The organism is Streptomyces sp. NBC_01439 (assembly GCF_036227605.1).
GTDB lineage: Bacteria > Actinomycetota > Actinomycetes > Streptomycetales > Streptomycetaceae > Streptomyces.
The window spans coordinates 1995876-2017816 of record NZ_CP109487.1; the positions used below are offsets into that span (position 1 = coordinate 1995876).

Consider the following 21941-nt stretch of genomic DNA (forward strand, 5'->3'; position numbering starts at 1 on the left):
CGCCCGCCCGCTGGTTGAGCGACGGCCGGGTGTTCAAGCGCCGAAGTGGGTGAGGGGACCCCAGATGTGGGCCGTGTTCCTTTCCTGGGCCAGGCGGGCTACGGCGCGGCCGGCGGCCACGGAGGGCGGGGTGTTCCGTTGCAGTTCCTCGTGCAGGTGGGTCATCAGGAGCTTCGTCTTGTCCACGTCCGGGACCGGCCACAGGGCGGCGATGACGGAGCTTGCGCCCATGGCGAGCACGGAAGCGGGCAAGTCGGCCTGTTCGGCGGATCGGGCGGTGCCCAGGCCTGCGAGGTGGCGGGCGGAGAGGACGACGGTGGCTCCCCGCCGGAGGTCGCGGGGCAGGAGTGCGGACAGCGGGGTGGGGCGGCCGAGGAGAAGGGTGGAGTTCAGCGGGGCCTCGAGGTCGAGGATGCCGTGGCCGGCCAGGTGGATCAGGTCGGCGTCCGCGATCCGCGCGACGAGCCCGCCGGGAACGGCGGCCGGGAGCGGGTCCGCTGCCCGCTGCGGAGCCTGGCCGGTTCCCGCCCCCGGGTCGGGGTCGTGCAGGATCACGGGGTCCACCCCGTGCAGTGCGGCCACCTCGCGGGCCTCGGACACCGCCATCTTGATGGGGACTCCGCCGGCCCCGTCGTGGTACCAGGGGTCGGCCACGACGAGGGTCTTGCGCCGGGTACGGGTAGAGCGCGGCCAGGTGCCGGCGAACATCAGGGCCCGGCCGGAGGGGACGACCGTGAGGTCCGTCCTGGCGCAGACCGGTACGCCGTCAACGGGGGTGGTGAACAGCGGCAGCAGCGCGCTCTCGCCCACGGGGATGATGGCGACGCGTCCGCCTTCCAGGTCCGGCCACGCGTCGAGTACGGGCCGCCACACCGAGGCCGCAACGGCTTCGAACACCGACCGGGCCGCCAAGTCCCTGAGTCTCGGCCGTCGCTCGCCGGAGTTCAGCACGTCCCTGACGCGCTTCGCCTGCACCCGGACGGCGTCGAGGCCGAGCAGGGGCAGCGCGATGCTCTCGCACAGGGTGCGGCCGGTCTCCGTAGCCTCCAGCCGGACCGCGGTGCCGGCGCCCGCGCCGGGGACGACGTAGACGACCGAGCGGCCGGTGAGGCTGGCCGCGAGCACGGCGGGTGCGACGGTGGCCCCTGCGTGCAGGGGCCACCTCTGTGACCCGTCGATCACATCCGTCAGATCCTGCAGGAGCATGGCGTCAGCCTGGCTGCGGAGGGCGGCGACGCCGTCGACGGACACGGCCGGCTCCCGGCTCTCCCGGGCGATCGTCTCCTGCTGGCTGCGCCGGATCGCCTGCAGTCGCCGCAGCGCGTCCTCGCCACCGAGGACGGCGGACATCTCGCGTGCGCGGGTTCGGGCGCCGAGCTGCATGGTGGCCAGGGCCTCCGCAATGATGCAGGCGGCCAGCGGGATGCCGGCCCGGTGGGCGACGTCCAGCGACGTGTCGAGCATGACCTGCACACCCGGCAGCAAGTCTTCCGGGAAGGGCAGTGCAAGGCTCGTGCAGCGAGATTCGACAAATGCCACTGCGGTGCAGAAGTTGAGGGCGGAGCAGGTCGCCGGGAACCACTGCCCGCACAACGCGTGCAGGCCGAAGGACGTGCGGGCGGTTTCGACGAGCAGCGGGGCGTACTCCTCGTCGCCACGGCCGAGTTCGGCGAAGCAGTGGCTCATGAGCTGCCACGATTCGGCCACGACCGCGTCCGCCCCCTGCTGCCGGCCGCGCTGGCGCAGGTCCAGGAGGGCACGGTGCACCGCTTCCCGTTCCCGTTCCCTTTTCTTGGTGCGGGCGCGGCCGAACAGAGCCATCACCCGGCGGCGTCCGATGCGGCGGGGGCCCGGACGGCGGCCAGCACGGAGGCGATGGTGCCGGCGAAGGCCGCCGGGTCCCGCGCGGGGGTCCCGTCGTGGCCCGGCGGGCAGCTGATCTCCATGCGCACCGCAGAGCCGGGCGGACCCGCGGTGCCGGTGAACACCGGGGGTCCGGCCTCCCCGGTACGCGGTCCCGGCAAGGCCGCGGTCCGCCGGACGGAGTCGGCGATCTGTTCTCGGGCCGGGTACACGCCCACCAGGTTGGCGGAGACGTCCAGGGCCCCTTCCCCGTACGACACCCCGGCCTCCACCTCGTCGAACCCGTCCTCTTCGAGGAGGGCCCGGAGGCCGGCGGGAACGTGCACGTACATGTGCTCGCTCATGTTCAGCACCGTAGCGAGGTACTGCCGGCGGCGCGGCCGAATCCGGACAATACGCGGGGTCCGGCTCGGGACCGCGCGCCCGCGGGGGTGCGGCAGACCGCGGACCTGCTCTCCGGGCTGAGTGTGGACGGCCGCCGGCCGAAGCAGCCGGTACGCGCATGACCCGGCCGGGCCCGAAACCACCCCGGCCGGATCCGGCCACGCCACGCCACGTCACGTCACGTCACGTCACGTCACGTCACGTCACGTCACGTCACGTCGTGTCGTGTCGTGTCGTTCTTGGCTCTTGGAGCGCACAGCACGGCTAAGGGCTGTCCCGTAATCCGCGGCGGGTCAGCGCGCGGCGTCAGATGCGGTGCATCGCAAGGCGGAGGGGCGTCCTCATACTGGGCGTATTCGGGCGATCCCGACAACGCGGCGAGGTGCCGTAGCTGGCGCCGCGCGCCCGCCGGGGATTACGGGACAACCCTTAGGTCGTCCGCCTCGGCCTGGCCCCGATCGGCACCTCATCCTCAACGACCACTACTCGCGCAGCCTCGTGCTGCTTGCGCCGGTGTCGGCGCGCAGCCAGGGGCCAACGGGCATCTAGGGTGATCGCGCGTCAAGCGGTTGCCCCATCAACCGTCCATCTGGCCGCGCCTCTTGGGTAGCCCCCTGCTCCTTATGGCCCTCTCAACGCGATCCCGGCCCTGTTCCGTGAGCATGTAGTGGCCGCGGCTCTCCCCCTGGCAGAGCAGGCCCTTGGACATCAGTGAGCGCAGGATGGCCTTCATCGTCTGGCGGTTGAAGTGCAGGTCGAACGCTGCCCTCAGGTCGGACAACCCCAGGGGGACACCTTGTCGGCAGATGTGCGCCAGCACCGCGAACTCCCAGGGGAACAGCCGCCCACCTCGCCGCCCGTACCGCTCCTTGGACTCCGCGACCCCCTGTTCAGGCCGAGTCGGTGCCACCGGTGCCGAGTCGGCGTCGTCCCAGGGCCCAGGGTTGTCGACGGCGCTGAAGACGGCCAGCTCCCGCCCGTACCCGACGGCGAGAACACCCTCTGTCATAGACAGGGCGCCCACTGCGTCGGGCAAGGTCACGGTGGCATGCGGCTCGCCGGTGTCGGCGTCCCAGAAGCGGATGGTGTTGCCGAGCGGGGAGGCGGTGACCACTACCGGGCGGCCGGACGAATCGCCGACAGCGATGATCGGCGCATGGCCGACCGGGACGAAACACCGCGGCCGGCCGGTCTCCGCGTCCCACACGCGAAGCCGTCCGTCGTCGTACGCGGCAGCGACCAAAGATCCGCCTACCGTGGCGCCCAGGGCGACGCTCAGCACGCCCGCGCCTGCCGCCGAGAGGTTTCTGCGCAGAGTGCCGGATACGGGGTTCCACAGTCCGACGGCGCCATCGTGGTGGCCGATGACGGCCACCGGCTTCTCCCGGATCCGGCCAGCGGCAACGGCTGAGACACCCTCCCGGCCCTGCAGGCCGCCAGGGAGCGGGCGTCCGGAAGTGAGCGAGTGGACGTGCAGCCGTGCGCCGTCGCCCGGGTCGACGGCCAGCACGACGGGGCGCCGCCTCGACCCGCCCACCACCAGGACCGAGAGTGGTGAGTTCGATGGAGCACGCTGCCACTTCCGCTCACCCGTTTCAGGCCTACGGGCGGTCAGCCTTCCGTCGTCGGTGGCAACGACCGCGACGGGGCCTTCCCGCGTCGGGCCGAGACCCACTGCCGTCACCTTGGCCGTGCCGTTGAGATGGATCCCCTCGGACCTGCCGTCCGATGTGGTCAGCACCCGCAGTCGTTCGTCGCCGCACCCGGCGGCGACCAGGATCCGGCCGTTCACTCTCTCGACGGTAAGGGAGTTGACCGGTAGCGGGAACGTGATGCTGCCTGCGGTCTGAGCACGACGGTCGTCGAGCGCCCACACGCGCGCCGTGGAGTCGTATCCAGAACTGACCGCCACCGGGCGACCCGCGACGTCTGCAACGCTGATCTCGCGCGGCGTGTCCGTGTGGGCGGTGAACGTCTGCCGTAGACTCCCGTCCGCCAGATTCCATTCGTGCAGGGTGTGGTCGGCGGAGGCTGACAGCAGTACGTATCCGGACAGGGAGTCGAGCAGCCGAGCCCTGCGGTCTCGCTCGGTTCCGTGTCGCATGCGCTGTCTGGTGCCCTTCGGCGGGGTGGGGACGTCCGCGTTTCGGCTGTGCGGCGGGTCGGATGCCCGGGCGGAGGGGGTGAAGTACGCAGCCAGCGCGCTGATTTCACCGAAGTGTCCGGCGAGCTGGCGCAGCGGTCGTCCGCCCCGTTCCAGTTCCCACAATCGGATCGTCCCGTCCGCTCCACCGGTGACGGCCACACAGTCGGCCCCGGTGTCGACGACCGCAAGCGTGGCCATGGAATCCGGCGAGCAGTTCAGGGTGGTGAGCAGGTCGCCGCCGAGGAGGTCGAAGACACGCCCGGTGCCGTCGGCATGGGCGACGAACACGGCTGGTCGCTGGCCTACGTGAACCGCAGCGACAGCGGTGACGGGGGAGTCGCCGATCCGTACCCGGTGCTGCCGTTCCGCTCCCGTTCTGGGGTCAAGTGACAGCAGTTGCCCCTGGCCTACGACGGCGATGACGTCGTCCGCGCCGGTGTCGGTGACGACCACGGCGCCCGGCGAGGGCACGGCGGTGAAGAGCTGATGGGCCGTCCCCGTGCCCGGGTCGCGCATGCTCACCGTGCCGTCGCTGCCGTAGGTCACGAGCGTGAACGCGCCGTCCAGGTCGCACGGTTTGATCTCGCGCACCTCGCCCTGATGAGCAACCTCCTCCCACAAGATCGCACCACTGCGCGGATCCCAGCAGCGCAGGATTCCGTCCTCTGCGGCTGTGACCACGACGAAGGGGTGGGGGCCTCCTACGGCGACGGCCGTCAGCGGCGCAGTGTGCCCGTGCGCCTCGTGGTGCAGGGTGCCGGTGGTCAGGTCCCAGACTCTGGCCACCTTGTCGCCCACCGAGGTGGTCACCGCGAACGACCACCCGTCGACGGTTCCGGTGGCCACCGACGAGACCGCCGTGTCGTGGGCGAGGGCGGCCCGGAGCGCGAAACTGATGGTGCTCGCTGTGGACCAGCGGCACTGCCACGGCGTGGGCGGCGCGTGGCGGGGGTGGTAGAGCCGGCGGCTGATGTCCGGCCACTGGTGGCGGGCGGCGTCGACCGCCAGGATGTGGCGCCGCGCATCCGGTCCGACGGAGACGTGCTCCTTGAGTGAAGCCCGGTAGACCGGCAGCGCCTGGGTCGGCGTCTCGGCCTCCAGCAGGGCTCCGAAGCCCAGTACCGAGTGGGGGTCGGCGTGGACGAGGAACTCCCAGTCCTGGAAGAGCCGCCGCAATTGACCGGACTCTGCCGCGTGTTCGGCGGCGTGCCGCAGCAGGTACGGCGAGGCGAGGTCCCAGCGCGGGGTGTTGTCCACATCGATGGGGGCGGTGAGTCGGCCGAAAACCCGGGAGGCAATGGAGCGCAGGCGTTTCTCCTGGACCGAACGGGGACCCGCCTGCTCCGCCCCTTGGAGTTCCTCCGACGCCTCCCCTTGGATTTCGCTCATGCCGGCTCGTGCTTCGTTCATGCCGCCGAGGCCAGAAGTCGGGCCACTTCGGTCGACTTCAGGTAGTACTCAGCGTGATGGAATTTGAACCCCTGGTGGATGACACCGTGTTCGTCGCTGTCGACGCCGCGGAAGCTGCGTGAGATCCCCTTGATGGGAATGGCGACCGGGTCTCCGGGGTCGGCCAGATTCGCCCAGCGACCCACCGCCCGAGGTCGCACGCCCATGCCGCCCTCGGGAGTGGGAACCAACCGATCGAAGATCACCTTGGGAACGGCGAGCGGCGAGCCCACCGTCACCCACAGCGGGACGTGCGGTGTTCCCTCCTGGTGCAGCGTCTCGTACGCCACGACGGATCCCAGGGAATGAGCGATGAGAACGTCGGGCCGATGCTCGACGATCGTTTCGTGCAGCCGCCTCTGCACTTCCTCTCGTGCCGGGCCGGGGGTCCGGTAGGCGGTGACCTCCTTGGCCCAACGGACCATGAGCCACTCCATGAGCCACTCGGGGCACGCCCAGCTCTCCGCGATGTCGGCGATGCCGTCTCGCAGCAGGGTGGTCAGCAGTCCCTGAGCCAGGCGTCCGGACTCGGCGCCGCTGTTCGAAGACTGGGTTGCGAGGAGCCCGCGCAGCGTTTCCTCCTCCGCCTGCGTAAGGTCCTCCAGTTCCGTGTCGTCGCTCTGGCGGCCCTTTTCGCGCAGCAGATCGGCATAGTAGACGACCTGTACGTCTGCGTCGTCGACGCCCAGGTGCTTGGCCCAGACGGCGGAAAGGTTCCGGGTGGCCGTTTCGGCCGACTCCCCCGGCCGGTGGTTGCCGATTCCGTGGATTCCGACGATCTTCACTCCGGTCCTCCGGTGGAGTAGGGAAGGGCTTTGAGGTAGTCGGCCAATCCCTGGTGGAAGAGCCGGTAGAGCGTGGACCCGTCGCTCTCGACGCCGGTACGCAAATAGAAGCGGCCTGCCTCCAGAAGCATCCGGACGTTGTGATCGCCGACCTCGGGGTCGAACTCGGGCGCGACGCAGACAACGGCGTCCGTGGGGAACCCCTCCCCCTTGGCCCAGGCCACTGCGGCCAACACGGCCCGCAGGCGGGGGCCTTCCGGGTGCAGGCTCAGGTCGAGTTCCAGCACGCCGGGGAGCGTGAGGGGGACGCTCGCGCCCAGTTCCTCGGCGGCTTCCACGTCTGCCGGCGCCTCAAGCGTCTCCAGCGCCCGGCCGTAGATGCGTGCCACTAGGAACGGACCCCACTCCTGTGTGGCCCGGGGGTCCTTCGTGAGGGTGGCGGCGATCGTCTGGGCCAGCGTGGTGCGGACGGAGCGCCGGGATGCATCGCAGTAATCGGGGAGTCCGGCGAGACGCAGCACGAGGTGGTGGGCAAGGTCGGCCCGCAGCTCGTCCACCGGTACGTCGTCCAGGTCGAGCAGCGTCCCGCGCCGCGCGGCCTGCCCCAACAGCGGCTGAAAGCGCGTGCCGCGCCGCGTGCCGACGAGGAGCCGGACGATGGGCTGGCCATCCGGGCGTACGCCCTCCACCAGCGGCAGCAGCAGCCGCTGCATCAGGTCGACGGGGTCGTCGGCCTCATCCAGGGCATCGAAGATCAGCGGCGGCACGGCCGGGAGCAGAGCCAGCGCCTCGATCAGATCGGGTACGGTCCACGGCTCGGCGCTCCCGGTGTCGCGGCCGGCAAGCCGCCACTGCAGGGCCAAGGAAGTGACTACGGCTTCGAGGTCGCGGTTGCGCGCGTGGATCGCCGCCAGCATCGGGTTCGGTGAGGGAACACCGTCGGGCTGCTGCGCGGCCAGGTGCTTGCGGATGTCGGGTGCAGCCCGGACGATCTCCTCGTGCCCGGCGCAGACCAGCGACCCCAGCAGGGCCGACTTGCCGGACCCGGGTGCGCCGGTGACGACACGCAGCCCACCGCAGGCGGGGTCGTCCACCCAAGGGGCGAGTTCGGCAAGCTGCCGGGTGCGACCCACAAAGTGATCACCAACCCGATCCATGAAGTGCTCAGCGCCCAGGTCGGCGACGAACGCCCGCACAGGGGGCTCGACCGCCTGAAGCCGTTCCAACCGGGGGTCGCTGACCCAGTTCGGGTTGGCGAAGAATGGCAACTCGAGCGGCTGCGAGGTGTCGACCTTGGTGGAGTGGACCTTCTGTCTACTGTTGATCTCGCTCAGCCGGAGCTGGATCGCCGACGTCACCCGGTCCCACCGGACGTAACGCAGCAGAGGTGACGTATCGAGGCCGTTAGCGGCGATCTCTTCCAGAACTTCGGCCACAGCGGTGCTGAACGCACCGTCGTAGGCCGCACGGTCCGGACTCGTGGCCGCGATCACCCAGGCGTGCAGCTGATCGTCGGGGATCTGAGCCAACTGCGCGATCCGGGCCGTACGTCCGGCACGGCACAGGTCGACCAGGAACAGCATCGGGTGCGGCAGACCGTTGGCCTCTTGGACCCAGAGACTCACATCAGTGCCCACCCCGGTGTCGCCGCAAGACGGCACCATGGCCAACCGCTCCGAGCCCTCGGCCGCCTTGGTCCGCCCCCTGCCCGCCGGCATCGTCGTGCCGTGCGAGATCACGTGCACAATGCGGTACTGCTCTTCGCTCGCGTCGGTCCAACTGCGCCGCACGGTCTTGCGGTCGGGCTCTCGCACCGCTGTGACGTCGTACGCGAGCTTCGAGTAGGCCTGCTCCAACCTGGACATCAGGTCCGGCACGAAGGGGAGTTCATCCCACCCGTGCACACCGGGTAGCGGTTCCTCGCCCTCAGCAACAGCCGGGGCGAACCGGCTCACGCCCATCAGCAGCGCCCGCGACGGATCAGCCCCTCCGGGCGTCGCATCCCCCATGCCGCTCCTCCCCCACCCGGGAATGCCGACCAGCGGCCCCTTGCGGAGACCACCCGGCGATCGTACCGGCCGACCAGGTCAGCAACTGCTCGGGCTAGAGTCCAAGGCACAGGACGCAGGCCCAGGACGCAGGCCCAGGACGCAGGCCCAGGACGCAGGCCCAGGACGCAGGCCGAGCAGCCCGTTGCGGCCGCGCGGCCTGCCGTCTCTGCGAGGCTCTCGACAGCCTCACATCCGCACGATCTGCGCCTGCGCCACCACTCGGAGTGACCCGTTCGGCAACGGAAGGGGCGCGAAGAGCCCCGTCCGTCCCCCGGCCGCTCCGCGCGAGCGGACCCGTCGATGTCACGGACGGTCCGCTCGCGCTCCTCGGGGCTCAGCCTGCCCCATCACCGCGCTGACTGCGGCAGCTCCGCGTCCGGCGTCACCGCTCGCCCGCCAGGTCCAGATCACCGGCCCTGGACCCACTCGCCTCCGGTTCCACCGGCTTCGGGCGACGCCACGGGTGGGCGATCGGACGGGCGATGGGGCGCCACCACGGATCCACGGGCAGCGTTCCGGCAGGCTCGAAGGGCTCGCCCGGGCGCGGGAGCGCCACCAGCTGGTCGGCCCCCTCCGCAGCGTCGACCGTCCACTCCCCCGGCTCCGCCCAGGCGTGCAGGGCCAGGTTGAAGGTGCCCCAGTGGATCGGCAGCATCGTCCCGCGCGGGACGCCGCCCTGCAGGTCGAGGTGGGCGCGCATGCCCTCCTCCGGCGTCATGTGGATGTCGGGCCAGTACTCCGAGTAGGCGCCGATCTGGATCATGGTGGCGTCGAAGGGCCCGTGCTCGGCACCGATCTCCTCGAAGCCGGGGAAGTATCCGGTGTCCCCGCTGTGGTAAATCCGGTGCTCGGCGCCCGCGACGACCCAGGACGCCCACAGGGTGTGCTGCTGGTTGCGCAGGCCGCGGCCGCAGAAGTGCCGGGCGGGGGTGGCCGTGAGCGAGAGGCCGGCGATCTCGGTGCTCTCGTTCCAGTCCAGCTCGCGCAGCCGGTCGGCCGGAACGCCCCAGCGTTCCAGGTGCGCGCCGACGCCCAGCGGGACGGCGAAGACCGTGTCCGTCCCGACCAGCGCCTTGATCGTCGGCAGGTCGAGGTGGTCGTAGTGGTCGTGCGAGATGACCACGACGTCGACCGTGCCCAGCGAGGCCAGCGGAACCGGTACGGGGTGCAGTCGCTTGGGGCCGGCGAAGGGGAAGGGGGAGCATCTCTCGCCCCACACCGGATCGAACAGCACCCGGCGCCCGTCGATCTCCGCGAGCACGCTGGAGTGTCCCATCCAGGTCAGCCGCAGGCCGCTCGCGGGCGGCTTCGCCAGGTCCGCGAGGGTCGTCGGGTGGACCGGGATCGGTGCGGCGGGGCTGCGCCGCTCCCGCTGCTCCCGATGGAAGTAGATCTTCGCGAACTCCGCCATCGACCCCGAGGGCCGGTTCCGGGCCCCGACCGGGTTCTGGAAGACGCCGTCGGCGAAGTTCGGCGAACGGCGGATCCGCTCCAGCCGGGCACCGGACGGGTCCGCACCGAAGGCTTCGGGCCGCAGGGCACGCAGCCGCGGACGCAGGGGACGGGAGCCGGTCAAAGCGCCTCCAGGGAGGATGGGGTCAGGATGGTCGTGCTCTACGACCATCCCAACGCACACCGGCCCCGAAGGATTCCGCTTCCGGCTCCTCGCCCGCTACAGCGGCAGCAGGTCCGGCCGCTTCGCCTCCACGTGGTCCCCGGAGGACTCCCCGCGCAGCCGTCGGCCGATCCACGGCGCGAGGTGTTCGCGCGCCCACTGGATGTTGTCCCGGGTGACGTCCACCGAGCCGCGCGGCTGCTGCGGGGGCCACGGCTGGTCGGGGTCGGCCGGCACGTCCAGCCCGAGCACCTGCGCGGCGCGCAGCGCGACCCGCGTGTGCCCCTCGGGCGAGAGGTGCAGGCGGTCCGTGTCCCAGGCCCGCCGGTCCTGTACGGACTTCAGCGACCAGAGGTCGAGCACCGGGCAGTCGTAGCGGTCGGCGATGGCGCGGACGTGCGCGCTGTACGTCGCCACCTTGCCGCGCAGGTGCTTGAGCACCGGTACGCCCCGGGTGTCGAAGCCGGTGGTGATCATGACCTGGCCCACGGCCCCGGTGAGGTCGGCGACGGCCGCCTCGAACCGCTCCGCCACGTCGTCCGGGTCGGTGCCGGGCCGGATGATGTCGTTGCCGCCCGCGCAGAAGGTCACCAGGTCCGGTGCGAGGGCCTTGGCCCTCGGAAGCTGGTCGGCCACGATCTGGTCGAGGAGCTTCCCCCGCACCGCCAGATTCGCATACCGGAAGTCGTGCTCTTCGCGCTGATCGGCCAGGAGCACGGCGAGCCGGTCCGCCCAGCCGAGAAATGAATCCCCGGGTCCCGGGTCCCCCACGCCCTCGGTGAAGCTGTCCCCGATCGCCGCGTACGAGCCGATGGTCTTGAGTTTCGTCGTCGTCGCTGCCACGAGAACCCATCCTTCACTCCCGTAACCAACCTACGCCAACGTAATGAGGGGTTGACGGACCGTGATCTGTACCACGTCGGGGATAAGGAATAAGTACACATGGGGCCGGGACCCCCCTCGGGTCCCGGCCCCACGCGTGTCGGTGCTCCTTCCTGCGGCGGGTGCCGTCAGAGGCTCGCGCCCTTGGAGCGGAGGTAGGCGATCGGGTCCATGTCCGAGCCGTAGGACGGGGTCGTACGGATCTCGAAGTGGAGGTGCGGGCCGGTCGAGTTGCCGGTGGACCCGGAGAGGCCGATGGCCTGCCCCGCGGTGACGCTCTGGCCGGAGGAGACGGAGAGCTGGGACAGGTGGGCGTACTGGGAGTACTTGCCGTCCGCGTGCCGGATGACGACCTCGTTGCCGTACGAGCCGCTCCAACCGGCGGAGACCACGGTGCCCGCGCCGACGGCCTTGACGGTGGTGCCCATGGCGGCGATGAAGTCGACGCCGGTGTGATAGCCGGAGGACCACATGGCACCCGCGACCTTGTACTGGGTGGAGATGCCGCCGCTGACCGGCGCCACGAAGCCGGCGGTCGACTGCGGCGCGGCGGCGGGGGCCTCGGCCCGGGGCTCGGCGGCGGCTTCCGGCTGCGCCGGGGCAGCCTGCTCGGCCTGCTTGCGGGCCGGCTTCGGCGCGGCCGGCGCGGCCTGCTCCGCATCGGCTTCGGGGGCCGGGCCGGCCTCGGCCTCGGCGGGCGCCGGCGCGCCGGGACCGCCGAGGTGGAGCTTCAGGCCCGGGTGGATCAGCGACGGGTTGCCCCCGACGGCCTCGCGGTTGTCGGCGTACAGCTGCTCCCAGCCGCCGGACAGGTGGCGCTCGGCCGCGATCTTGGAGAGGTAGTCGCCCGGCACGACGGTGTAGACGGTCGGGGCGGCCTGCACGGCGGCGACGGGGGCCGCCTGCAGGGCGGCGGGGGCCTGCGGCGCCACCGCGGGGGTCACCGCGGTCGCGGTGGCCGGGGCGCCGGCCGCGTGGGCGCCGGCAGCACCGATCAGCGGCAGCGCGAGGGCCGCGCCACCGGTTCCGGCGACGGCGAAACCGCGGGAAAGGGAAAGGGACTTGGGGCGGCGGTGCTTACCCTTTGCAGGCATGACGAATTCCTCTCCGGCGCCTGCGAGGTGAGCTGTCGGGTTCGGACTGGAGATGTCCGGACGTACATGTAGGAGACATGCACGTCTTCACCCCGAGCCGTCCCGGCGAATGGATCTCCGGGTCGGCGGCTTACCTGGTTCCCCCGCTCCTGCCGCGCGAATAGGTCGGATGCGGTTTCCGGGAGGCGGCAGGATTTGGCGGTCCACCCGGATCGATCGCGAAGGTAATCCCTTGCGGCCGCGGGGAACAAGCCGTGAATTCCCTGACGGAATAACAGGCATGAGGGACCGCCGGAATTACCGTCACCCTGCGTCCATTCCCCACCGCCAACGACCGCCCCGACGGGGCCATTCGCCCTTAGCGATCAGGCACTCACGGTCACCGTATGATCTGGCTCACGGGGACGTGCCCGATCTCGCCTCCGGATATGGCAAGTTGGCGCCAAGTAGTGTAATTCGGACAGAGGGCCCAGGACGTGGCGGAGGAGTTGCTTTGACCCAGCAGATACAGGAGCCGGAGCTGTCCGGAGTGCGCAATTTCCGCGATGTGGGCGGATTGCCGACTTCTGACGGACGAACGGTCAAGACGGGACGACTGTTCCGAAGCGGACATCTCGCACATGCCACCGAAAGCGATGCAGAGTTCCTCGCCTCGCTCGGTCTCCACACCATCTTCGACTTCCGCAACGTCGCCGACCACGCGCTGGAGGGACCGGACGTCGAGCTGCCCGGCGTCCGGAACGTCAACATCCCGCTCTCGGACCCGGCCGACGGACGGGAGTTCTGGCGGCTGGTCCGCGACGGCGACCTCGCGCAGCTGCGCGAGATCCTGGGCGACGGCAAGGCGGCCGCCCGGATGTCGAACTCGTACCGCGAGATCATCCGGCAGCGCACCGCCGAACACGGTCGGGTCGTGCACGCCCTCGCCGGGGACAGCGTCCCCGCGCTGATGCACTGCGCGGCCGGCAAGGACCGGGCCGGCCTGTCGATCGCCGTCACCCTGCTCGCGCTGGGCGTGGAACGCGAGGCGATCGTGGCGGACTACCTGGAGTCGAACGCCCCGCACCGCCGCTACCGCGTGCGCCGCACCGACGAGTCGGCGGCCGCCCGCTCCCCCGAGGTGATGGAGCTGCTCGCGCCGCTCTTCGACGCCCGCGCCGAGTACCTGGTGGCCGCCTTCGACACCATCGACGAGATCTGGGGCGGGGTGGACCGCTACCTGGCGGAGGGCCTCGGACTGACGCCCGAGACCCTCGACCGACTGCGCGACCGGCTCCTGGTCTGACGCGGCGGGGAACGGCTTCCCCCACGGGGTGGGCGGGCCGTCAGCGCGCCGCGACGGCCTGCTTCACCAGTGTCCTGCCGAAGTCCCAGATCAGCCCGGACCCACCGTGCGCCTCGTCCATGACCTCGCGGAAGGCCCCGACGAACCGGTCCACGTCCGCCTCGTCCACGATCAGCGGCGGGATCAGTTTGATCACCTCCAAGTGGTCCCCGGAGACCTGGGTGAGGATCCGATGCTTCTGCAGCAGGGGCACCACGACCATCTGCGCGAAGAGCCCCTTGCGGGCCGCCTGCAGCATGGTCCACCGGCTGCGCAGGCCCAGCGAGGACGGCCGGCCGAACTCGATGCCGATCATCAGCCCGCGGCCCCGCACCTCGTGCAGCAGCTCGTACTCGTCCACCAGCGCGGCGAGCCGCCCGCGCAGCAGGTCGCCCGTGGCCCGGGCGTTCGCCACGACCTCCTCGTCCTCCATGACGGACAGGACCGCGAGACCCGCCGCCATGGCCTGGGCATTGGAACCGAAGCTCGCGGAGTGCACGAGCACCCGGTCCATGGACGAGTAGACCTTCTTGAAGATCCAGTCCTTGCCCAGGGTCGCGCCGACCGGGACGTATCCGCCCGACAGCGCCTTCGCCACGCACACCAGGTCCGGCTCCACACCCGGCTCGTGCTGGTACGCGTAGAAGTCCCCGGTACGTCCCAGCCCGGTCTGCACTTCGTCCGCGATCAGCAGCGCCCCCCGCCGGTGCAGCATCTCCTGCGCGGCGAGCAGGAACCCCGGCGGGGCGGCCAGGACCCCCTTGCCCTGGATCGGCTCGACGACGAAGGCGGCCACGTCCCCGCGCTTCAGCTCGCGCTCCAGCGCCGCGAGGTCCCCGAGCGCGATCCTCGTGTCGGGGAGCAGCGGTGCGAAGCCGTCGCGGAAGCCGCCCTCCCCGTTCACCGAGAGGGAGCCCGTGGTCAGCCCGTGGAAGGCGTGGTCGCAGTAGAGGATCCTGGGGCGCCCGGTGGCGTACCGGGCGAACTTCAGGGCCGTCTCCACCGCCTCGGTGCCGCTGTTGCCGAAGAAGACCCGGTCCAGGTGCGGGCTGTACGAGAGCAGTTTCTCGGCCAGCAGACCGGGTAGCGGCTGGCAGTCGAACCGGGTCAGGTCGGCGAGCTGGGCGTCCAGGACGTCGTGCAGGGCCCGGCGGACGACCGGGTGGTGCCGGCCCAGGCCCATCACCCCGAACCCGGCGAGCATGTCCAGATAGTCGTTGCCCTCCGCGTCCCAGAAGTGGGCGCCCTCGGCCCGCTCGTAGACCTTGTCGAAGCCGATGGTGCGCAGCATGCGGGGCAGCTGGTGGTTGAGGTGCCGGGCGTGCAGCTCGTACCGCTCCGCGCCGCGCTCGGCGAGCAGGGCACCGAGGTCGAAGCCCGGGGCCCGGCCGCCCCCTTCCTCCCCTGGCCGCCCGCTCATGCCGACGTGTCCCGGTTGCTGGCGATCGTTTCGCGGGCCGCGCGCAGGGACTCCTTGAGGGAGCCCATGGTGGCGAGGACGGCGGTCGGCTCGTAGCCGCAGTGCGCCATGCAGTTCGCGCAGCGCGGGTCCTTTCCGCGGCCGTACTTGTCCCAGTCGGTGTCGTTGATGAGTTCGCGGTACGTCGGTACGTAGCCGTCGCTCATCAGATAGCAAGGGCGCTGCCAGCCGAAGAGGGAGTAATTCGGAATGGCCCAGGCCGTGCAGGGGAAATCGGCTTTCCCTTCCAGGAAGTCCAGGAAGAGCGGGGAGTGGTTGAGCCGCCAGCGCCGCCGGTTGCCGCCCGCGAAGGCCTTCCTGAAGAGTTCTCGGGTCTGCTCGACGCCCAAGAAATGCTCCTGGTCGGGTGCCTTTTCGTAGGCGTAGGCCGGCGAGATCATCATTTCGTCGACCTGGAGGTCGTCATTGAGGTAGTTGAGCACCTCGATGATCGTCTGCGGGGTGTCGGTGTTGAAGAAGGTGGAGTTGGTGGTCACCCGGAACCCGCGCCTCTTCGCCTCCTTGATGGCGGCGACCGCCTCGTCGAAGACGCCTTCCTTGGCCACCGACTCGTCGTGGCGCTCGCGCAGGCCGTCGATGTGCACGGCGAAAGCGAAATACGGGGAGGGGGTGAACTTCTCGATCTTCTTGCGCAGCAGCATCGCGTTGGTGCAGAGGAACACGTACTTCCGCCTCGCCACCAACTGTCGGACGATCTCGTGGATCTGCGGGTGCATCAAGGGCTCGCCGCCCGCGATGGACACCATGGGCGCACCGGACTCCAGTACGGCGCCGACCGCCTGGGCGACCGGCATGCGCTGCTTGAGCACCCCGGCCGGGTGCTGGATCTTCCCGCACCCCTCACAGGCCAGGTTGCAGGCGTAGAGCGGTTCCAGTTCGACGATCAGCGGGAACTTCTCGCGCTTGCGGAGCTTCTGTTCGAGAAGATACGTCCCGACCCTGATGGACTGGCGCAGCGGCATGGCCATCTGGCTCACCTCCTGGGGAGCAGCAACGAACGGTGCCATTCATGAAACGCGGGCAGTACGGCACGCAGGACACGGAAGGCCGATATTCCCCCGCGAACCGTGCCGATGCGGACGAGCTCGTGCTCCGGAGCGTCCACGATCACCCGGACGGCCGCAACCGGACGACCGCCGCCCCGGGTGGCGGTCCACAGGGTGGCCGCGGACTCCATGTCGACCGCGATGGCGCCGGTGGCGCGCAGGTGCGCGCGCTCCTGGCCGCGAACGACGTGGTCGGATCCGGTCAGTGCACCGCGGTGCACGGTCCGGCCCGGGACGGCCCGGGCCAGTGCCTCGGCGAGCAGGGCGCTGCCGGTGCACGTGACGGCCCCCAGCGGGTCCCGGGTCTCCTCGGCGATGACCAGGTCCCCGGGGTGCATGCCGGGGACCAGTCCGGCACAGAATCCCGTCGCGAGGACGGCGGCGAGGTCCATTCCCGGCCGCTCCAGTGCCCGGCCGACGGCCCGCTCGGCCGCGCGCGGGCCCATCCCGGTGCGCAGCAGGACGTGCCCGCCGGCCGGTCCGCGCGCGGGGCCGCGGCAGGCACTGCGCAGCGCCGCCTGCTCGATGCGCAGCGCGCAGGCCACCAGCAGCGGGTCGGGCCTGCGGGCCCGGTCCCCGCCGGCGGCGGGCATCACGACTCCCCGGCCGCTGCCGGGTGCGCTCCGGCCGGGGCGAACGGTTCCCCGTACAGGTAGCGGCCGAGCGCGGTGAGCGGGAAGACCTGACGGTACAAGTGGTAGTTGATGGAGAAGTCCCACGGGAAACCGGTACCGGTGAAGTACGGCTCGTCCCAGGTGCCGTCCTCCTGCTGGGTCTCCACCAGGTGGGCGATGCCCCGCTCCACCGCCTTGCCCTCGCGCTCACCGGCCGACAGCAGGGCCATCAGCGCCCAGGCGGTCTGCGAGGCCGTGGAGGCGCCCTTCCCGGCCCAGGACCGGTCCTTGTAGGAACGCTGGTCCTCGCCCCACCCGCCGTCCTCGTTCTGTACGGTTTCCAGCCAGCGCACGGCCCGCCGGATGGCGGGATGCCCCGGGGAGATCCCGGCGGCGGTGAGGGCCGGGACCACCGAGCCGGTGCCGTAGACGTAGTTGGTGCCCCAGCGTCCGAACCAGCCTCCGCTCGCGTCCTGTTCGTCGAGGAGCCAGGCGATGCCGCGCCGGGTCCGGGCGTCTCCCGCGCGGCCCTCGAACGCGAGCATCTCCACCACGTGGGCGGTGACGTCGGCCGAGGGCGGGTCGATGACCTCGCCGAAGTCGCAGAAGGGCAGCTTGTTGGGAAGGGGGCTGGTGTTGTCGGCGTCGAAGGCGCCCCACGCCCCGTTCCTCGACTGCATGCCGAGGGTCCAGGACACCCCGCGGGCGATGGCCGCCTCGACGCGGGCCGGGTCCGGGTGCTTGATCCGACGCAGGGCGAGGACCACCTCGGCCGTGTCGTCGATGTCGGGGTAGGTGTCGTTGTGGAACTCGAACGCCCAGCCGCCGGGGGCGAGCCCGGGCCGGCGCACGGCCCAGTCGCCCGTGCGGACGATCTCCTCGTCGAGCATCCAGTCGGCGGCCTTGACCAGCGCCGGGTGGTCGGGGCGCAGGCCCGCGTCGGCCAGGGCGATCGCGGCGAGGCAGGTGTCCCACACCGGGGACTGGCAGGCCTCGATCATCCGGGCGCCGTCCGCGCGCCACACCGCGAACCGTTCCAGGGACTCCAGTCCGGCGCGCATCACCGGATGCCCGAGGTCGTAGCCGAGCAGGTGCAGGGCGATGACCGAGTACACGGCGGGCGGCTGGATCCCGCCCCAGCAGCCGTCGTTCTCCTGTCGTTCGACGATCCAGCGGCCGGCGGTGGCCATCGCGGCCTTGCGCAGCCGGCGCGGGGCGAACCGCCGGTAGACGTGCAGGGCCTTGTCCATCCGCTGGAAGGCGCCGTCCCAGCTGGTCAGCGGGGCGAGTCTGCGGGCGGGGTGGGGGGTGCGGGCGTCGGTGTGCAGCTCGTCGAGGGCGAAGGGGGCTGGGCGGACCGGGCGCAGTGCGGAGACCACGGTGAGCGGGACGATGGTCTGGCGGGCCCAACAGCCGAAGTCGTAGATGTTCAGGGGCACCCAGGGCGGCAGGAAGACCAGTTCGGGCGGGAGTTCGGGCAGGTGCTCCCAGTTCCACCAGCCGAAGAGGGCCAACCAGATCCGGGTGAAGACGCGGGCGGCGGCGATCCCGCCGTGGGCCCGGATCCAGGCCGAGGCACGGGTCATGTGCGGGGCGTCCGGCGCGTCCCCGGCGAGGCGCAGCGCGACGTAGGCCTCGATGGTGGCGGACAGTTCGGGCGGTCCGCCGTGGAAGGTGGCCCAGGTGCCGTCCTCGCGCTGTTCGCCGCGGATGAAGAGGGCTGCGGCCCGGGTGGTGGCCTCGTCCCGGATCCCGAGGAACTGCCGCAGCAGCAGGTCCTCGGCGTCCATGGTGACGTTGGTCTCCAGGTCGCCCTTCCACCAGCCCTCGGGGTCCTGGCGGTCCAGCAGGTTGCGGGTGGCGCGCGCGGCGGCCTCGTACGCTCCCGGCCGGGTGCCGTCCGGCGGCCGGGGCAGGTCCGCGGCGGTCCGGCCCGGCCGGTCGGGCCCCGGGCCGGTGGACGGGTCCGCGGTGAGGGCACGGCCGCCGCCCCGGACGGTGTTCGGCGCGGGCGGGCCGCCCGGCTTCGCCGCGGGCGGCATCGTGGCCACGCCGTGGCGGCCGGCGGGCGGGGCCAACGGCCCCGGTTCGGCCGTCGGCGGGGCGCAGCGGGCGCTCTGCGCGCCGGCCGTGCCCGGCGGGCCGTACTCGGCCCGCGGGCCCGGCCGGCCGGCACGGGACGGGGCGGGCGGGCCCGGTTCCGCGGCCGGACCGCGGGCGCGCCCCACGCCGGGGCCTGCCGGGAGGCCCTGGGCGCCCGGGGTGGATTCGCTGCCGGCGCCGGCGCTCTCGGCGCTGCCGTCGGTCGTCGCTGTCATGGCTTCCCCTTAGAACAGTGTCCTCTGCTGTGCTGGGGTCTGCCGTCGGCCGGTGCGCGCCACGCTCAGGTGGCGGCGCCGGCCGGCGACTCGCGATTCATATCCGCTGTCGGGTGGCGATCACCTCTTGCGCACGACGACGAAGTCCGCGAGGGCCACGAGCTGGTCGCGCACGCGCTGCGGCATGTCGACGTCGTCCAGGGCCCGGATCGCGACGGCGTGTTGACGGCGCGCCTCGTCTGCGGTCCACCGGCGGCCGCCGGCCTCCTCGATGAGGGCCGCGCGGGCGGCGAACTCCTCCTCCGAAAAATTCTCGAAGTCGCTGCTCTTGGCGTCGGCGGCGAGCAGTTCGGCGAGCTGCTCGGAAGCCTCCCCGCCGGCGGCGAGGGCGGCGACCACCGGCAGGGACTTCTTGCGCTGGCGCAGGTCGCTCCAGGTCTGCTTGCCGGTCGACTCCGGGTCGCCCCAGATGCCGAGCAGGTCGTCGACGGCCTGGAAGGCCAGGCCCAGGTGGTAGCCGTACTCCTCCAGCTTGTCGGCGGTGCGGTCGTCCGCGCCGCCGAGCACCGCGCCGATGGAGACCGCGCAGGCGAGGAGCGCACCGGTCTTGTTGCCCTCCATCTCCAGGCACTCCTCGACGCTGACGCGCTCGCGGTGCTCGTAGGAGATGTCCTGCGCCTGGCCGTCGATGAGCTTGCGGCTGGCGGTGGTCAGGCGGCGGGTCGCGCGGCCCGCCTCCACGGTGCCGAGCTCCAGCAGCACCTCGTTGGCCAGGGCGAACAGGGCGTCGCCGACCAGGATCGCGAGGGCCGGTCCGTGCACCTTCCACACCGTGTCGCGGTGGCGGCGCTGCTCGTCGCCGTCCATCAGGTCGTCGTGCAGCAGCGAGAAGTTGTGCACGAGCTCGACCGCGACGGCGCCCGGGATGCCGACCTCGGCCGCGGCGCCCGCGGCCTCGGCGGAGAGCAGCGCGAGCGCGGGACGCACGGCCTTGCCGCCGTCGCCGTCGGCCACGTTGCCCTGGGCGTCGATCCAGCCGAAGTGGTAGGCGGCGACGGTGTCCATGGGAGCGGCGAGCCGGTCGACGGCGGCGCGGAGCGCGGGGGTCGAGAGCGTACGGCCGCGTTCCAGGAGCGCGATCGTGTCCGCCTTCTCCACGCCCCCTCCGGCTGTGCCCGCACTGGCATCCGTGTTCTCGACAGCCGGGTTGCCCGGGTTCACTGGCTCTCCTCTTGTTCCTGTACTTGCGGTGGTGCTGGTGCTGATGGTGCCGGTGCTGCTGATGGTGCTCGTCATGCCGCCTCCTGCAGAGGGTGTTCGCGGTGGCGGCCGAGCGCGGCGAGTGCGGCGTGGGCCGCGCTCAGTCCGCTCCGGACGGCGCTCTCCATGGTCGCGGGCCAGCCCGTGGCAGTCCACGCACCGGCGAGGTAGAGCCCCGGCGTGTCGGTGCGCGCCCCGGGGCGCAGCCGGCCGACGCCGGGGGTGGGGGCGAAGGTGGCCGTCCGCTCCCGGGTGACGAAGAAGTCCCTTACCTTGGCGTCGCGCGCGGCGGGCAGCAGCCGCTCCAGCTCGGGCAGGTACTTGGCGCGCAGGACTGAGACGGGCTCGTCGATGTCGTCCTGGGCGACGGACTGGGACAGGGCCAAGTACTGCCCTCCGTCGGAGAGTCCGGAGGATTCCGTGCGGTCGAAGACCCACTGGACCGGGGAGCCGAGGGCCGCGAAGAAGGGCTGCTTGAGCACCTTGCGGTCGTAGACCACGTGGACGTTGAGGATGGGTGCGGTGGCGATGTCCAGGAGCTTGTCGCGGTCGGGGAGGGCGTCGGCGGGGAGCAGTGCGTGCGCCTCGCGCTGCGGGACGGCGAGGACGACGGTGCCCGCCTCCAGGGACTCGTCCTCGGTGTCGATCCGCCAGGCCCCATCGGACATGCGGGAGATGTTCGCGACGCGGCTGCGCAGCTCGGTGCGCACGCCGGCCGCGTCGAGCGCCTTGCGCGCGAGGGTGTCGTGGAGTTCGCCCAGCGGTACCCGGGCCCAGCCGATGTCGGCGGCGCCCTTCTCGGAGAGCAGGCCGGTCTTGAAGACCATGGCGGCCAGGCCCAGCGAGGACTGCTCGGCGGTGGCGTTCAGGGTGGCGATGCCGACCAGGTCCCAGAGGGCCTCGATGGTACGGGCGGACTGCCCGTAGCGGCCGAGCCAGGTCGCGAAGTCCACGCCGTCGAGCGCCGGGTCGGTGGGGTCCAGGCGGCGCAGCGCGAGGGCGGCGCGGCCGACGCCCAGCCGTTCTGCGAGGGAGAGGTGCGGGTAGCGGGCGAGCGCTCCGGCCAGGTGCAGGGGCACGGGCAGGGCGCTGCGGCGCAGCCGGCCCAGGCGCGGCCCGCCGGGGCCGGCGACGTCCAGGACGGGTACGTCGAGCCGGTTCTGCAGGGGTGCGAGGGCGGCGCCGTCGATGCGGTCGAGGAACCACCGGTAGGCGGTGCAGCAGCGCAGGTAGACGTGCTGGCCGTTGTCGACTTCGAGGTCGCCGCGCTGGAAGGAGAAGGCGAGCCCGCCGAGCCGGGGGCGGCCCTCCAGCAGGGTGACCCGCAGCCCGGCGCCGGCGAGTTCGAGGGCGGTGGTGACCCCGGCGAGTCCGCCGCCCACGACGACGGCGTGCTGTTCGAAGCCGGTCATGAGCCCTCCCCCGTGGTGACGTCGTGGCCGGAGCCCGCCGGAAGAGACGCGGCGTCCGCCGCGGTGGTTGCGCGGGCGCCGTCCCCGCCGGGACGGACGGCCGGGCGCGGGCGCGGCGCGTCGGCCCGACGCACCGGGTGAGCACCCGGTGCGGTCCCCGACGCGCCGTGGGGACCCGCCGCCGGGCGCGGGGGCGCGGGGTGGCGGACGCGCCGGCG

14 protein-coding genes, 1 pseudogene and 1 riboswitch are annotated in these 21941 nt (G+C 71.7%); of the genes and pseudogenes, 1 reads left to right on the plus strand and 14 read right to left on the minus strand.

The annotated features are described in order from the left end of the window. Nucleotides 1-33 precede the first annotated feature (33 nt). The 8 genes from OG207_RS08745 to OG207_RS08780 all read right to left on the minus strand — a co-directional run bounded on the left by OG207_RS08745 (nt 34) and on the right by OG207_RS08780 (nt 12269). The gene (locus OG207_RS08745; protein ID WP_329097409.1) at nt 34-1821 is read right to left on the minus strand and encodes a CHAT domain-containing protein; all 1788 of its coding nucleotides are present in this window, start codon (nt 1819-1821) and stop codon (nt 34-36) included. Then, entirely contained in the window at nt 1821-2207 is a 387-nt protein-coding gene (locus OG207_RS08750; protein ID WP_329097411.1) for a hypothetical protein, read from the minus strand. Before OG207_RS08750 ends, OG207_RS08745 begins: the two co-directional genes overlap by 1 nt. Before the next feature lie 617 nt (nt 2208-2824). Next, nucleotides 2825-5803 (minus strand): WD40 repeat domain-containing protein, encoded by a 2979-nt coding sequence (locus OG207_RS08755; RefSeq protein ID WP_329097413.1) that lies wholly within the window; start codon nt 5801-5803, stop codon nt 2825-2827. Further along, complete coding sequence (locus OG207_RS08760; RefSeq protein ID WP_329097415.1) at nt 5800-6627, minus strand: hypothetical protein; 828 nt, start codon at nt 6625-6627, stop codon at nt 5800-5802. Before OG207_RS08760 ends, OG207_RS08755 begins: the two co-directional genes overlap by 4 nt. Next, entirely contained in the window at nt 6624-8636 is a 2013-nt protein-coding gene (locus OG207_RS08765) for an ATP-binding protein (protein ID WP_329097417.1), read from the minus strand. Before OG207_RS08765 ends, OG207_RS08760 begins: the two co-directional genes overlap by 4 nt. 424 nt (nt 8637-9060) lie before the next feature. After that, nucleotides 9061-10254 carry an MBL fold metallo-hydrolase gene (locus OG207_RS08770; RefSeq protein WP_329097418.1) on the minus strand — a complete coding sequence of 398 codons (1194 nt, stop codon included), beginning with the start codon at nt 10252-10254 and terminating at the stop codon, nt 9061-9063. Nucleotides 10255-10350: 96 nt separating this feature from the next. Beyond that, complete coding sequence (locus OG207_RS08775; protein WP_329097419.1) at nt 10351-11136, minus strand: SGNH/GDSL hydrolase family protein; 786 nt, start codon at nt 11134-11136, stop codon at nt 10351-10353. A gap of 167 nt (nt 11137-11303) precedes the next feature. Further along, entirely contained in the window at nt 11304-12269 is a 966-nt protein-coding gene (locus OG207_RS08780) for a LysM peptidoglycan-binding domain-containing M23 family metallopeptidase (protein WP_329097420.1), read from the minus strand. A gap of 2 nt (nt 12270-12271) precedes the next feature. After that, nucleotides 12272-12447: riboswitch (cyclic di-AMP (ydaO/yuaA leader) on the minus strand. Between the two features lie 315 nt (nt 12448-12762). Between OG207_RS08780 and OG207_RS08785 the strand changes: the two genes are divergently transcribed. After that, on the plus strand, nt 12763-13554 hold the full coding sequence (locus tag OG207_RS08785; protein ID WP_329097422.1) for a tyrosine-protein phosphatase: 792 nt from the start codon (nt 12763-12765) through the stop codon (nt 13552-13554). Nucleotides 13555-13594: 40 nt separating this feature from the next. On the opposite strand, the gene OG207_RS08790 is transcribed toward OG207_RS08785, so the two are convergent. From OG207_RS08790 to hpnE, 6 genes and pseudogenes are all read right to left on the minus strand, one after another. Beyond that, nucleotides 13595-15013, minus strand: coding sequence for an aspartate aminotransferase family protein (locus OG207_RS08790; RefSeq protein WP_329097424.1), 1419 nt, complete (start codon nt 15011-15013; stop codon nt 13595-13597). After that, a complete protein-coding gene (gene hpnH / locus OG207_RS08795; RefSeq protein ID WP_329097425.1) occupies nt 15010-16041 on the minus strand; it encodes an adenosyl-hopene transferase HpnH in 1032 nt (343 codons plus the stop codon). Before hpnH ends, OG207_RS08790 begins: the two co-directional genes overlap by 4 nt. Before the next feature lie 5 nt (nt 16042-16046). Then, a complete protein-coding gene (locus OG207_RS08800; RefSeq protein WP_329097427.1) occupies nt 16047-16712 on the minus strand; it encodes a phosphorylase family protein in 666 nt (221 codons plus the stop codon). After that, nucleotides 16712-19051 carry a squalene--hopene cyclase gene (gene shc, locus OG207_RS08805; RefSeq protein WP_329097429.1) on the minus strand — a complete coding sequence of 780 codons (2340 nt, stop codon included), beginning with the start codon at nt 19049-19051 and terminating at the stop codon, nt 16712-16714. Before shc ends, OG207_RS08800 begins: the two co-directional genes overlap by 1 nt. Before the next feature lie 120 nt (nt 19052-19171). Further along, complete coding sequence (locus tag OG207_RS08810; RefSeq protein WP_329097431.1) at nt 19172-20347, minus strand: polyprenyl synthetase family protein; 1176 nt, start codon at nt 20345-20347, stop codon at nt 19172-19174. Continuing rightward, a pseudogene (gene hpnE / locus OG207_RS08815) lies at nt 20344-21837 on the minus strand (hydroxysqualene dehydroxylase HpnE); the annotation flags it as partial. The pseudogene hpnE and the gene OG207_RS08810, both read right to left, overlap by 4 nt. Nucleotides 21838-21941: the final 104 nt, after the last annotated feature.

Coding starts and splice junctions, on each gene's coding strand:
- OG207_RS08800 (WP_329097427.1), bottom strand. CDS start 16,712: ATGCCCGCCGCCGGCGGGGACCGGGCCCGCAGGCCCGACCCGCTGCTG.
- OG207_RS08790 (WP_329097424.1), bottom strand. CDS start 15,013: ATGAGCGGGCGGCCAGGGGAGGAAGGGGGCGGCCGGGCCCCGGGCTTC.
- OG207_RS08780 (WP_329097420.1), bottom strand. CDS start 12,269: ATGCCTGCAAAGGGTAAGCACCGCCGCCCCAAGTCCCTTTCCCTTTCC.
- OG207_RS08750 (WP_329097411.1), bottom strand. CDS start 2,207: ATGAGCGAGCACATGTACGTGCACGTTCCCGCCGGCCTCCGGGCCCTC.
- OG207_RS08745 (WP_329097409.1), bottom strand. CDS start 1,821: ATGGCTCTGTTCGGCCGCGCCCGCACCAAGAAAAGGGAACGGGAACGG.
- shc (WP_329097429.1), bottom strand. CDS start 19,051: ATGACAGCGACGACCGACGGCAGCGCCGAGAGCGCCGGCGCCGGCAGC.
- OG207_RS08765 (WP_329097417.1), bottom strand. CDS start 8,636: ATGGGGGATGCGACGCCCGGAGGGGCTGATCCGTCGCGGGCGCTGCTG.
- OG207_RS08755 (WP_329097413.1), bottom strand. CDS start 5,803: ATGAACGAAGCACGAGCCGGCATGAGCGAAATCCAAGGGGAGGCGTCG.
- hpnH (WP_329097425.1), bottom strand. CDS start 16,041: ATGGCCATGCCGCTGCGCCAGTCCATCAGGGTCGGGACGTATCTTCTC.
- OG207_RS08810 (WP_329097431.1), bottom strand. CDS start 20,347: ATGACGAGCACCATCAGCAGCACCGGCACCATCAGCACCAGCACCACC.